We start from the raw sequence: 11574 nt of genomic DNA, 5'->3' as shown, positions 1-11574 counted from the left end.
ACCCCCGGCGCACCCCGGAAAGCTGCTCTAGCTGCTGGAATACTGGCGGCATGCGGACCGCCACAGATGACGCCGGGACCACTGCCGGATCGATCGCGACCACGACCAGTACGGCGGTGGCCGGGTCCATCACCACCGTGGGCAGCGCCGCAGTGGGTGGATCGGTGGCAACGGCGGGCAGTGCCGCCATTGCCGGGTCGCTGGCGACCGCGGGCAGCGCCGTGGTCGCCGGGTCGGTCGCGACGGCAGGCAGTGCGGTGATCGCGGGCTGCCTGATCACCGTGTTGTGCATTCTGATGCGGGAATGCGTCGGATGCGCGGCGTGCTTCGCATGCCGCCGATGCCTGGCGTGTCTCGCCTGTGCCCGGTGCACCGACTGCGTGGGGTGCATCGGGTGCTACAACTGCTCGGGATTGCGCAACGCGGTAGGCGTCCGCAACGTACACATGTAGCCGGCCTCGAGACCCGGCGGAAGGGTCGGGCCGTGACACAGCTGAGCGGAAAAGTTGCCCTCGTGACCGGAGCTTCGTCGGGCCTCGGCGCCGCGGTGGCACAGGTCTTCGCCGAACGGGGCGCCACGGTCTACGGGATCGCCCGCGACACCGAACGAATGGCAGGAGTGTTCGAGACCGTCCCGGGCGGCGCCTATGCATCGGTCGACATCACGAGTGCACAGGCCTGCCGGGATGCCGTCGCGGGGTGTGTTGAACGCTTCGGCAGGCTCGACGTTCTGGTCAACGCCGCGGGTTTCCATCAGATGCGCCACACCGCGTCGGTCGCCGACCAGGATTGGGACTACGACCTGGCGGTCAACCTCAACGGACCGTTCTACCTGAGCCGCGCGGCACTGCCACATCTGCTGGAGGCCGGCGGCAACATCGTCAACGTGGCCTCGATCGCCGGGGTCGAGGGTGAGGTCTACTCGGCCGGCTACTGCGCCGCCAAACACGGACTGGTCGGGCTGACCCGGGCACTGGCCGTGGAGTTCACCAAGGAGCAGCTGCGGGTCAACGTGGTGTGTCCCGGCGGGATGCTCACCCCGCAGGTGACGGAGTTCGCCACCCCCGACGACGCCGACTGGAACCTGATCATGCGGATCGCCGCACCCCGCGGAATGATGGACCCCCGCGACGTCGCCAAGGTGATCGCCTTTCTGGCCAGCGATGACGCGTCGACGATCCACGGCGCCGTCTACAACGTCGACAACGGTAAAACCGCCGGCTGACTAGCCCCGCGCTTCGAACCGTCGGCGGATTCCGGCCAGCATCTCCCGGTGCGCAGCGACGGCTTGCCTGGCCGTCATTCCCAGCAGCGGCCAGGGCGCACTGATGCGGATGCGCTCGGTCAGCCGGGTGCCCGTCGGGATGGGCTCGAAGGAGACCACGCCGTCGAGGCGCACGCGCGGGAACTGACGGGCTTCGGTGACGACCGGGCCGGTGCGGGGCACCCGCACAGTGGCCGTGTAGCTGATGGGAAGGGTCGCGAAGCCTAGCGGGATCCGGTCGGACACCCGATAGGTGTGGGTGTACCCGTCGTCGGAGTCACTGCGGTGCAGAGTGCGCACCGCTACCACCAGCGGGTGGACATCCTTGATGTTGTCGAGATCGACATAGTGGGCGCGGACGGCCTCGGGTGTACCCGGCACATCCTCGGTGATGGTCCGGTCGACCGGCCCGGCCATGAGCAGTCCTTACTGGACAGCGGCCCGTTGCAGTACGCCGATCTGCTCCGGGCAGTAGGTATTGATCGCCGCGCCCAAGAACTGCACGGCCTGCGCCTGGGTGGACCCGTTGGGCAGGTTGGTCAGGATGAACTTGGCCGACTGGTACGCGTCGCGGTCCAGGCCGTTGTTGAGGCGCTTGCAGGTGATCTTGCCGATCCAGGCGTTGTAGTCACGCGGGCCGTAGATCCCGAAACCATGCAGCTGGTTGGCGAAATCGATATCGGGATCGGCGTGCGCCGGACCGGCCAGGACCATCGGCGCCGCGAGGGCAGCAGCAGCGACCATGGCAAGCCTCGTGACGTTCATGAAGACGAATTGTAGGCCAGCTAACCAGCTACGCGGAAGCCCACCTGCGGATGGCGTATGCGGCAGACGAAACCCGGTGCGCCACAACGCCGGTGCGTGATGCGACCCATCACACCCGGAGGACCGGTGTGACCTCGGGCACGAATGAGGAAGGGAAATCCCACGGAGAAGCTACCGCGGGGTATCGTCCGATCAGTTAAGTGAGCTAATCTCTCAGTTAAATCGACTAATCTGTCGCGGCGCGAGAAAATCGGGGTTGAGATGAGACTGACGGACACCCTCACGATCGGCGTCGCAGAATTGTGCGCGTTGCCCGTGTCGGCGTCCTGACGTCGGGGAAATCTATGGTCAAGGCACTTAGACGCGCGTGGATCCCGGTGGTCATCTTCATCGTGGTGGCCATCGCGGCGTTCTCGGTGTTCCGGCTGCACGGAGTGTTCGGCAAAACCGAACTCACCCGGGCGGGCAGCGGCCTGGCCAACGACACCAAGCCGTTCAATCCCAAGCAGGTGACCTACGAGATTTTCGGCCCGCAGGGCTCGGTAGCGACCGTCAACTACCTCGACCTCGATGCCCAGCCCCAGATCGCGCGTGATGTCACGCTGCCGTGGACGGTCACCCTGACCACCACCGCCCCCGCGGCCAGCGCCAACATCGTCGCGCAAGGTGATACCGACACCATCGGCTGCCGCATCCTGGTCGACGGCGTCCTCAAGGACGAGAAGACCTCGTCGGGGGTCAACGCACAGACCTTCTGTCTGGTGAAGTCCGCATGAGCAACCCACACGGAACGCACCCGCTGATTCCCCGGTTCGTCCGGAGTTTCGCCATCCCGATCGTGCTCTTCTGGGTCGGGCTCGTCGTCGTGCTCAGCGTCGCGGTCCCCCCGCTCGAGCAGGTGAGCCAGGAACACACCGTGTCGCTGGCGCCCGACGACGCACCGTCGATGCAAGCGATGAAGCGGGTCGGCAAGGACTTCCAGGAGTTCGACTCCAACAGCAGCGCGATGATCCTGCTGGAAGGCGATCAGCCGCTGGGCGCCGAAGCCCACCAGTACTACGACGGCCTGATCAAAAAGCTGCGCGACGATCCCAAGCACGTCGAGCACATCCAGGATTTCTGGGGCGATCCGCTGACCGCCGCCGGCTCCCAGAGCGCCGACGGCAAAGCCGCCTACGTCCAGGTTTATCTGGCTGGTAACCAGGGCGAGAGCCTGGCCAACGAGTCGGTTGACGCGGTGCAGAAGATCGTTACGGCCAACCCGCCCCCGGCCGGCATCAAGGTCTACGTCACCGGCCCGACCGCACTGAGCCACGACCAGCACAACGTCGGCGACTCGGCGGTCAAGGTCGTCGAGATGGTGACCATCGGCGTCATCTTCGTGATGTTGATGCTGGTCTACCGCTCGATCGTCACCACCGTCCTGGTGCTGGTGATGGTGTTCCTCGAACTCACCGCGGCCCGGGGGGTCATCGCGTTCCTGGGCAACGCCGAGATCATCGGCCTGTCGACATTCGCGGTCAACCTGCTGGCGACCCTGTCCATCGCCGCGGCCACCGACTACGCGATATTCCTGATCGGGCGCTACCACGAGGCCCGACTCGACGGCGAAGATCGCGAAACCGCGTTCTACACCATGTACCACGGCACCGCCCACGTGATCCTGGGCTCGGGCCTGACCATCGCCGGCGCGACGTTCTGCCTGCATTTCACCCGGCTGCCCTACTTCAGGTCACTGGGCTTCCCGCTGGCCATCGGCATGCTCGTGGTGGTGTTCGCGGCACTGACCTTCGGTCCCGCGGTCATCGCGATCGGCAGCAGATTCCGAAAGATCTTCGAGCCCAAGCGGAAGATGAACACCCACATGTGGCGCCGGGTCGGCACCGCAGTGGTCCGCTGGCCCGCCCCCATCCTGGTCGCCTCGATCGCGCTCGCCCTGGTCGGCCTGCTCGCCCTGCCGTCGTATACGACCAACTACAACGACCGTAACTACCTGCCCAAGGACATCCCGGCCAACATCGGCTACGCCGCCGCGGACCGGCATTTCCCGCAGGCGCGGATGAACCCGGAACTGCTGCTGATCGAAGCCGACCACGACGTGCGCAACCCGTCGGACATGCTGGTGATCGACCGCGTTGCCAAGAGTGTCTTCCACATCCCGGGTATCGGACGGGTGCAGACCATCACCCGTCCGCTGGGCACGCCGATCGAGCACACATCGATCCCCTTCATCATCAGCATGTCGGGCACCAACCAGACGATGAACATGTCCTACCTGCAGGACCGCATGAAGGACATGCTCAAGATGGGTGACGAGCTGCAGGTCAGCATCGACACCATGGAACGCATGCTGGCGCTGACCAAGCAGATGGTGGGCGTCACCCACGACATGGTGGCCAAGACCAAGCAGATGGTCGCCGACACCAACGAAATCCGGGACCACCTGGCCGATTTCGACGACTTCTTCCGGCCGATCCGCAACTACCTGTACTGGGAGCCGCACTGCTTCGACATCCCGATCTGCTGGTCGTTGCGGTCGATCTTCGACAGCCTCGACGGTATCGACACGCTCAGTGACGATCTGGCGTCACTGGTCGTCGACATGGACAGGCTCGATGTCCTGATGCCGAAGATGGTTCAGGTCATGCCGCCGATGATCGCGACCATGAAGAGCATGAAGGCATCGATGATGACGATGCAGTCGACGATGAGCGGCTTCCAGGACCAGATGCAGGCGATGCAGGACAACGCGACCGCGATGGGTCAGGCCTTCGACGCCTCGAAGAACGACGACTCGTTCTACCTGCCGCCGGAAGTGTTCGACAATCCCGATTTCAAGCGCGGCCTCAAAATGTTCGTCTCTCCGGACGGAAAAGCGGTGCGGTTCATCATCTCTCACGAAGGTGACCCCGCGACGCCGGAAGGCATCTCGCACATCGACAAGGTCAAGAACGCCGCGTTCGAGGCCATCAAGGGCACTCCGCTGGAGGGTTCCAAGGTCTTCATGGGCGGCACCGCGTCGGTCTACAAGGACATGCAGAACGGCGCCAACTACGACCTGCTGATCGCCGGCATCGCCGCGCTGTGCCTGATCTTCGTGATCATGCTGGTGATCACCCGAAGCATCGTTGCCGCGGCGGTGATCGTAGGCACCGTGGTCTTGTCGCTGGGCGCGTCGTTCGGGCTGTCGGTGCTGCTGTGGCAGCACATCCTCGGCCAGCCACTGCACTGGCTCGTACTCGCGATGGCCGTGATCATCCTGCTTGCGGTCGGATCGGACTACAACCTGCTGCTGGTCGCACGGTTCAAAGAAGAGATCCATGCCGGACTCAACACCGGTATCATCCGGGCAATGGCTGGCAGTGGTTCGGTGGTGACATCGGCCGGCCTGGTGTTCGCGTTCACCATGGGCTCGATGTTGATCAGCCCGCTGCGGGTGGGCGGCCAGGTCGGGACCACGATCGCTCTCGGCCTGCTGTTCGACACGCTGATCGTCCGGTCGTTCATGACGCCGTCGATCGCCGCGCTGCTGGGCAAGTGGTTCTGGTGGCCGCAACGGGTGCGTCAACGCCCGCTGCCGCAACAGTGGCCGTCGCCGCGACGCGACGACGCAGACGATACGGATCGGCTGTCCGTGGGCGCGAGCCCTGAAGGAGGTACAACATGACAACGATGAGCACGGCTCTGCGCATGGGCGCGGCGGCGGCTGCCCTGGCTGCGGCGGCGGTGGCACTGCCCGCGACGGCTGCCGCGGACGCTTCCGACGACTACCCGATTCCGCACCGCATGATCATCACGACGTGCACCGCCGAACAGATCATGGCGGCCGCGCGCGACGTGACACCGGTCTACTACGAGCGCTACATGATCGACTACAACAACAAGTCGCCCGAGGTTCAGCAGGCCGCCCAGGACTACGTCCACTGGTTCTACTCGATGGACGCAGCGGCCCGCCGTGGCTGGTCTGAGGAGATGGCAACCAACATCTACTCCGATCCGCTGGTGTTCCAGTGGCCCAACCACGCCAAGCTGTTCTTCAACAACAAGGGTGTGGCCGCCAAGACCACCGACGTCTGCATGAACTACGCGCCCAACGACATGTCTGTGTGGAACTGGTGATGACCCGACACCTGGTGTTTGACGCCCGTTCAACCAGCGTTCCCCGCGCCGCAAGGCGCAACCGCGACAGTCCTGGCATGTCGCTTGGAATGCGCTGTGCTGCTGCCTTACTGACCGGTCTCGGCGCGTCGATTGCCTTGGCCCCCGCCGCTTTGGCTGATCCGCCGAACATCCCCGAGCCCGGCTCGGAGTCGGCGGCCGCCACCATCGGCGACCTCGACAACCTCGGCTACGACGTCACACTTCAGTACGAGAACGGTGTGCCCAACGCGGGGTTGTCGCAGTGCACAGTCACCGACATCAACACCGTCGGCTCGGCGGGCAGCCAGCCGATCGCCTACGTGACGATCAACTGCGCCAAGTAGTTTCAGCGCGCAGCCTGCAGCGCGGCGACGGTCTCCAACTCGCCGAGGGCAGTCACTGCCCGCGCTAGCCCTTCCAGGGCAATGTCGTCGTCCTGCAGTCCGCCCAGGCCCGCCGTGGTCAACGCGGACAGGTAAGGGTGGACCATCGCTTGCCGGTACCGCCTCCACAGGTCGTCAGCGTCGAGGTCGGGACCACCGTCGGCCGCCAGCGCGCGGCGATAGGTCTCCAGCAGGTCGCGCTCCACCAGGTGGCGGTCCTGGGCCGGCGTGCCCAGCACGATCGCGTAGGCCAGGTCGCGCGCCGGATGACCGCGTCGGACGACCTGCCAGTCCAGCAGGCCCGCTGTGCCGTCCCGGAAGAACGTATTGCCCGGGTGGCTGTCACCGTGCAGCACGGTGTGCGGGCCGCTGTCGACGATCGCCGTGACGGCGGCGAAGTGCTCCCATAGGTAGCGGCCGGATTGCACCGGGATCGAGGTTGACTGCCCGAGCTTGCGTGCCGACAACTTCATGACCGAGGGTGTCAGCAGGTTGGCCGGATCCGACGACGGCGCCTGCAACCACCCGAATCGCCCACTGCCGCCGGGCTTTTCCGGCAGGCGGCCCCAGAAGGTGGCGTGCAGATGCGCGAGCACCTCGACGACCTGGGCGAGCTGGCCGGGGTCGAGCGGGCGAAGAGTGTCCGGGAACAGGCATTCCGAGACGGCCATGTCCTCGAGCACCACGACGAAACGCCCGGTCAGCGGGTCGAAGACCGACCCGTAGGACCGCGGGACGCCCCGGCTCAGCTCGGGGGCGAGTTCGCGGTAGAAGCGCGCCTCGGTCTCGCCGAGTCCGGCCAGTTCCCCCAGCATCCGGATTCCCGCGGTGTCGGCCGACATCTTGACGAAGACCGACTCCGGTACGTCGGCACCGCGCAGCGCCAGCCGAGCCCGGCTCGACGTGCCGAACGTGCCGTCCAGCCTGCTGACCGACGACACCGGCCGGCCGATGATCGCCGATAAAGCGGCGGGGTCGAGGTCGTCGATCCGGCGCGGGACGTGGCGCCGGCCGCCCAGTGCCGCGTCGGCGGCCAACCGCCGAACTCCCCGGGCGACGTGAGATCCGAAACGGGTGACCGAGGGCATCGTCGAACCCTACCGGCCGAGCACGCATATAGTTACAAATTCGGAAGAATGTGTAAACTACGCACGCAGTGCCGACCGGAAAGGACAACCCAATTGGGCATCGTGACAACGAGTTCGGAGACGGTGTTCAACCACTCCCCTGAGGCGATCTACGACTTCGTCACCAATCCGGCCAATTGGACGAAGACCTACCCGGGCAGCAACTACGTCGGCAAGCTCGACACGTTGCCCCTCGAGGTCGGCGACACCTGGGAGGAAGGCGGCCCCGACGGCGAGCGCATCTTCACCTGGCATCTGGCCATCGCGATGCGGCCGTCACTATGGGTGTTCACCTCGGTCGGCCGGCTCGGTCACGACCGGCAGGGCGACGGCGGGATGGCGGGCAGGATCACCGTGCAGTATCACTTCACCCAGCCTGGCGAGGGGCTCACCCTGTTCCGCCGGACGATGACCATCGAAGCCCCGCGCGATGAGCCGATGCCTGACGGGTTCTTCCGAATCGTCAACCCTGCCAACATCGATCGCTATCACGCCGCGATCGCCAGGGAACTGCACACCGGATCGGTCTAGCGGAGTTCAGCCAATTCCGTTCAGACCGTGGTGGTGATTGCCTGCACCCTCGGTCGGTGCGGGCGGGGCGACCACCGGCGGGGTGAACTTGTTGCCGCCGTTGGGGTCCAACGACTTCTCCGTCGGGGACGCCGGTGCGCTCGATGAGGGCGTGCCACTGGGCGAAGTTGTGCTGGACGGGGCCTCCTTGCCATCGTTGCCACAACCGGCAACAAGCGAACTGAAGGCGATGAACATGGATGCGCCGGCAATGATTGCCAGGCTGGTGTAGGAACGACCTGCATTCATAGGTGTTTCCCCTCGGTAGAATGCGGCGATTTAGTTCGCCGCGCAAGTTGACGCCGACGGAATTCGACTTCGCCGGCTACGACGATGGTGTCACATATCAGCAGATCTGGCAATCATATGTGCTCGTCAGTTTATTTGCTGGAGTACTTCCTGGCCGGGTCGGTGAGGTTTCATTTTTGCGTCGACATGCCGCACCCCGACCATCGGGCCGGGCGGCTGTGGGACGCTGGAAGTCCGTTACGCGAAAGGACCCCGGACGTGACCGCTCCCGTCATCGAACGCTGGCTCGAGGTCATCGAGAACGGGCAGACCGACGACCTCGACGACCTCCTCGCCGAGGATGCGGTGTTCTACTCGCCCGCCGTCTTCACCCCACAGCACGGCCGGGAGAAGACCGCGATGTACCTACGGGCAGCCGAGAAGCTGTTCTCGCACAGCAACTTCCGCTATACCAGCAAGTGGATCGACAGCCGTTCGGCCGTCCTGGAATTCGCGGCCGAGCTAGACGGCCTCACCGTCGAAGGAGTCGACATCATCGGGTGGAACGACGACGGCAAGATCGTGTCGTTCAAGGTGATGATCCGGCCGCTGAAGGCGTTGCAGGCAATCGTTCCCCGGATGGGCGAACTACTACTCACGTCGTGACCGGGAAACAACCAGCAGGCCGCCGGCGATGGATGATGTGACAGAAGTGAATCGAGGGGTGGAATTGATGGGTCGTTCCAGGACAGCTGCCATATACGTAGGCCGGATGGGCGCACTCGCAGTGGCCTTGGGCATCGGCACGGCGATAGCGAACGGCAGCGCCGTGGCGTGGGCCGACGACAGCCCGGGCGCCGGTGGAACCGGTTCAACGGCGAGTTCGTCGGGCAACGACGCGTCCTCTGCCGGGGCAGCCAACCCGGGTCCAAAGTCGACGGCGACATCGGCGCGCACCAAGCGCGCCCCGGGCTCGGACTCGGCAGGGTCGTCATCGAAGGGCACGAGCGCCGCCGCACGCAGCGTCGTGACCAGTTCCGGTGGCGCCCTCACCAGTAGCACCACGACAGCCCCCGCCGAACCCGCACCGGCAGCGCCGGCCGCGGCGACCGGTTCACCGGCAGCCCCGACGCCGGCACCGGCTCCCGCGCTGTGGGCGCTGGCCGCCTCCGCGCGACGGGAATTCGAACCCGCGACAGCCCAGGCCGCCCAGGCCGGCACGCTGGCCGCGGCGGCGGTGACCACGACCGGTCAGCTCAACACCCGCAACGTCGGCTTCGTCACCGGCCCCAACATCACCAACGGATTCGGTATCTACGGCACCGACCTCGGCATCATGTGGGAGAACGGACTGACCGGCAAGATCCAGCTGGCGTTCGGCGATACCTTCAGCGGGCCCAACATGACCGGCAACTGGCGCTCGAACGTGCTGCTGCTGAGCACCGACACGAACTTGACCAACGGCCTGAGTCTGCTGCAGACCGGCTACGCCTACCAGTTCATCCCGAGTGCGCCGGGCGCGCTGTTCCCTATCCTCAACTCCGAGGTGACGATCATCCCGACGTCGGCGATCTCGGTGAACCAGCAGCAGTACGTCAACTACATGTCGGTCAAGTCCTGGGACACCCCCGGTCGCTGGACCACCAACTACTCGGCGATCTCGATGTATGACCAAGCCACCGACAAGTGGGTGCTGGTGCCCTCGACGATCCGCTCGGCGGGCTGGTTCCGCTCCTCGACGCCGTATGTGGCGGGCAGCCAGAACTTCCAGCAGGCGGCATATGTCCTCGAGCCCGCCGACCAGGTGGCCGCCGGCGATCCGCAGTATGTCTACGCGTTCGGCACCCCCTCCGGGCGGGCCGGTTCGGCCTATCTGTCGCGGGTGGCCAAGGACGACATCACCGACCTGGCCAAGTACCAGTACTGGGACGGCAGCAGCTGGGTTCAGGGCAAGCCGGCCGTGGCCGCACCCATCCTGGGTGACTCCACAAGTTCCCCAGGGATTTTCGGGGGCATCATCGATCTGGCGAACAATCCGAACTTCTTCGGCGGCTGGTTCGCGGGACTGACCGGCGCCAAGACCGGCGGCAACGTCAGCGAGATGTCGGTGCAGTACAACGACTACCTGAACAAGTACGTGGTGCTCTACGCAAACGGCCAGAACAACGTGGTGCTGCGGACAGCTGATCGCCCGGAGGGACCGTGGTCGGATCCGATCACCATCGCCACCTCCCTGCAGTACCCGGGCCTGTACGCGCCGATGATCCACCCGTGGTCGGGTACCGGAAAACTGACGGACGCCAGCGGCAACGCCGATGTCAGCAATCTGTACTGGAACATGTCGCTGTGGGGCCCCTACAACGTGACGCTGATGCAGACCGATCTGACGCCGCTGCACACCACGGCGGTGTGAGCCGGTGAGCCTGGTCGCGGGACGAGGTCCCCTCGGCCCGGATCCGGCGGGCCGGTTCTCCACCCCACTCCCCCGGGACCTGGCCTACGTCGAGCCGCATCCCCGGCGCATCGAGGCAATTCGCAACGGCCACAAGGTCATCGACACCGAGCGGGCTCTCATGGTGCACCGGGCGGGTCGCCCCTTGAGCTACCTCTTCCCGGAGGACGAGGTCGGCGATCTGCCCCGCGAACCGGAACCGCTGGCGCCCGGTTATGTCCTGGTGCCATGGGATTCGGTGGACACCTGGCTGGAAGAAGGTCGGCGGCTGGTCCACTACCCGCCCAACCCGTACCACCGGGTCGACTGTCGCCCGACTTCGCGGCGGTTACGTGTCGAGGTGGCGGGCACCATGCTGGTCGACACCGACGACACGGTGATTCTCTTCGAGACGGCACTGCAGCCGCGGCTCTACGTCGCGCCCCAGCACGTCCGCACGGACCTGCTGACCACAAGCGACACCAGCAGCTACTGCAACTACAAGGGCGTGGCGACCTACTGGTCGGTGCGGATCGGCGAAGTCGTCGTCGAGGACGTCGCGTGGAGCTATGACGATCCGCTCCCGGAAAGCATGCCCATCATGGGTCTTCTGAGTTTTGATGCGGCACAGGTGCAGATGCAGGCGGAACTGCCGGCCACGTAGGT

Annotated in this window: 14 protein-coding genes; 11 read left to right on the top strand and 3 right to left on the bottom strand. The window is 65.4% G+C overall.

Annotation, left to right across the window (positions count from 1 at the left end; genetic code table 11):
* The first annotated feature begins 50 nt into the window (after positions 1 to 50).
* Positions 51 to 452 carry a hypothetical protein gene (locus tag HBE64_RS24685; protein ID WP_243841546.1) on the top strand — a complete coding sequence of 134 codons (402 nt, stop codon included), beginning with the start codon at positions 51 to 53 and terminating at the stop codon, positions 450 to 452.
* A 32-nt stretch (positions 453 to 484) separates the two neighbouring features.
* The gene (locus HBE64_RS08840; protein WP_167100488.1) at positions 485 to 1225 is read left to right on the top strand and encodes an SDR family NAD(P)-dependent oxidoreductase; all 741 of its coding nucleotides are present in this window, start codon (positions 485 to 487) and stop codon (positions 1223 to 1225) included.
* On the opposite strand, the gene HBE64_RS08835 is transcribed toward HBE64_RS08840, so the two are convergent.
* The gene (locus HBE64_RS08835) at positions 1226 to 1681 is read right to left on the bottom strand and encodes an SRPBCC family protein (protein WP_167100486.1); all 456 of its coding nucleotides are present in this window, start codon (positions 1679 to 1681) and stop codon (positions 1226 to 1228) included.
* A gap of 9 nt (positions 1682 to 1690) precedes the next feature.
* Complete coding sequence (locus HBE64_RS08830) at positions 1691 to 2029, bottom strand: DUF732 domain-containing protein (protein WP_167100483.1); 339 nt, start codon at positions 2027 to 2029, stop codon at positions 1691 to 1693.
* A gap of 344 nt (positions 2030 to 2373) precedes the next feature.
* Between HBE64_RS08830 and HBE64_RS08825 the strand changes: the two genes are divergently transcribed.
* From HBE64_RS08825 to HBE64_RS08810, 4 genes are all read left to right on the top strand, one after another.
* Positions 2374 to 2805, top strand: a complete 432-nt coding sequence (locus HBE64_RS08825) for an MmpS family transport accessory protein (RefSeq protein WP_167100480.1) — start codon at positions 2374 to 2376, stop codon at positions 2803 to 2805.
* Positions 2802 to 5696: an RND family transporter gene (locus HBE64_RS08820; RefSeq protein ID WP_167100477.1), complete on the top strand. Its 2895-nt coding sequence runs from the start codon at positions 2802 to 2804 to the stop codon at positions 5694 to 5696. The genes HBE64_RS08825 and HBE64_RS08820 overlap by 4 nt, the downstream gene beginning before the upstream one ends.
* A 5-nt stretch (positions 5697 to 5701) precedes the next feature.
* On the top strand, positions 5702 to 6148 hold the full coding sequence (locus HBE64_RS08815) for a DUF5078 domain-containing protein (RefSeq protein ID WP_167108943.1): 447 nt from the start codon (positions 5702 to 5704) through the stop codon (positions 6146 to 6148).
* Between the two features lie 77 nt (positions 6149 to 6225).
* Complete coding sequence (locus tag HBE64_RS08810) at positions 6226 to 6513, top strand: hypothetical protein (RefSeq protein WP_167100474.1); 288 nt, start codon at positions 6226 to 6228, stop codon at positions 6511 to 6513.
* A 2-nt stretch (positions 6514 to 6515) separates the two neighbouring features.
* Here HBE64_RS08810 and HBE64_RS08805 read toward each other — a convergent pair whose 3' ends face one another.
* Positions 6516 to 7640: a phosphotransferase gene (locus HBE64_RS08805; protein ID WP_167100471.1), complete on the bottom strand. Its 1125-nt coding sequence runs from the start codon at positions 7638 to 7640 to the stop codon at positions 6516 to 6518.
* Positions 7641 to 7733: 93 nt separating this feature from the next.
* Between HBE64_RS08805 and HBE64_RS08800 the strand changes: the two genes are divergently transcribed.
* The 5 genes from HBE64_RS08800 (at position 7734) to HBE64_RS08780 (ending at position 11572) form a co-directional block, all read left to right on the top strand.
* A complete protein-coding gene (locus tag HBE64_RS08800; protein WP_167100468.1) occupies positions 7734 to 8210 on the top strand; it encodes an SRPBCC family protein in 477 nt (158 codons plus the stop codon).
* An 82-nt stretch (positions 8211 to 8292) separates the two neighbouring features.
* Positions 8293 to 8481: a hypothetical protein gene (locus tag HBE64_RS24470; RefSeq protein WP_208300594.1), complete on the top strand. Its 189-nt coding sequence runs from the start codon at positions 8293 to 8295 to the stop codon at positions 8479 to 8481.
* A 275-nt stretch (positions 8482 to 8756) separates the two neighbouring features.
* Complete coding sequence (locus tag HBE64_RS08790) at positions 8757 to 9143, top strand: nuclear transport factor 2 family protein (protein ID WP_243841545.1); 387 nt, start codon at positions 8757 to 8759, stop codon at positions 9141 to 9143.
* Positions 9144 to 9249: 106 nt separating this feature from the next.
* A complete protein-coding gene (locus tag HBE64_RS08785; RefSeq protein WP_243841544.1) occupies positions 9250 to 10890 on the top strand; it encodes a DUF4185 domain-containing protein in 1641 nt (546 codons plus the stop codon).
* Positions 10891 to 10894: 4 nt separating this feature from the next.
* Positions 10895 to 11572 carry a DUF427 domain-containing protein gene (locus tag HBE64_RS08780; RefSeq protein ID WP_167100463.1) on the top strand — a complete coding sequence of 226 codons (678 nt, stop codon included), beginning with the start codon at positions 10895 to 10897 and terminating at the stop codon, positions 11570 to 11572.
* Positions 11573 to 11574: the final 2 nt, after the last annotated feature.

Origin of the sequence: Mycobacterium sp. DL592 (assembly GCF_011694515.1) — a bacterium.
GTDB lineage: Bacteria > Actinomycetota > Actinomycetes > Mycobacteriales > Mycobacteriaceae > Mycobacterium.
Note: the sequence above shows the minus strand (reverse complement) of the source record. Positions and strands in the feature narration are given on the sequence as shown.

Bases quoted from the DNA above. Each gene is read 5' to 3' on its own strand.
- HBE64_RS24685 (WP_243841546.1), top strand. From the start codon at position 51: ATGCGGACCGCCACAGATGACGCCGGGACCACTGCCGGATCGATCGCG.
- HBE64_RS08835 (WP_167100486.1), bottom strand. From the start codon at position 1,681: ATGGCCGGGCCGGTCGACCGGACCATCACCGAGGATGTGCCGGGTACA.
- HBE64_RS08830 (WP_167100483.1), bottom strand. From the start codon at position 2,029: ATGAACGTCACGAGGCTTGCCATGGTCGCTGCTGCTGCCCTCGCGGCG.
- HBE64_RS08825 (WP_167100480.1), top strand. From the start codon at position 2,374: ATGGTCAAGGCACTTAGACGCGCGTGGATCCCGGTGGTCATCTTCATC.
- HBE64_RS08820 (WP_167100477.1), top strand. From the start codon at position 2,802: ATGAGCAACCCACACGGAACGCACCCGCTGATTCCCCGGTTCGTCCGG.
- HBE64_RS08815 (WP_167108943.1), top strand. From the start codon at position 5,702: ATGAGCACGGCTCTGCGCATGGGCGCGGCGGCGGCTGCCCTGGCTGCG.
- HBE64_RS08810 (WP_167100474.1), top strand. From the start codon at position 6,226: ATGTCGCTTGGAATGCGCTGTGCTGCTGCCTTACTGACCGGTCTCGGC.
- HBE64_RS08805 (WP_167100471.1), bottom strand. From the start codon at position 7,640: ATGCCCTCGGTCACCCGTTTCGGATCTCACGTCGCCCGGGGAGTTCGG.
- HBE64_RS08785 (WP_243841544.1), top strand. From the start codon at position 9,250: ATGGGCGCACTCGCAGTGGCCTTGGGCATCGGCACGGCGATAGCGAAC.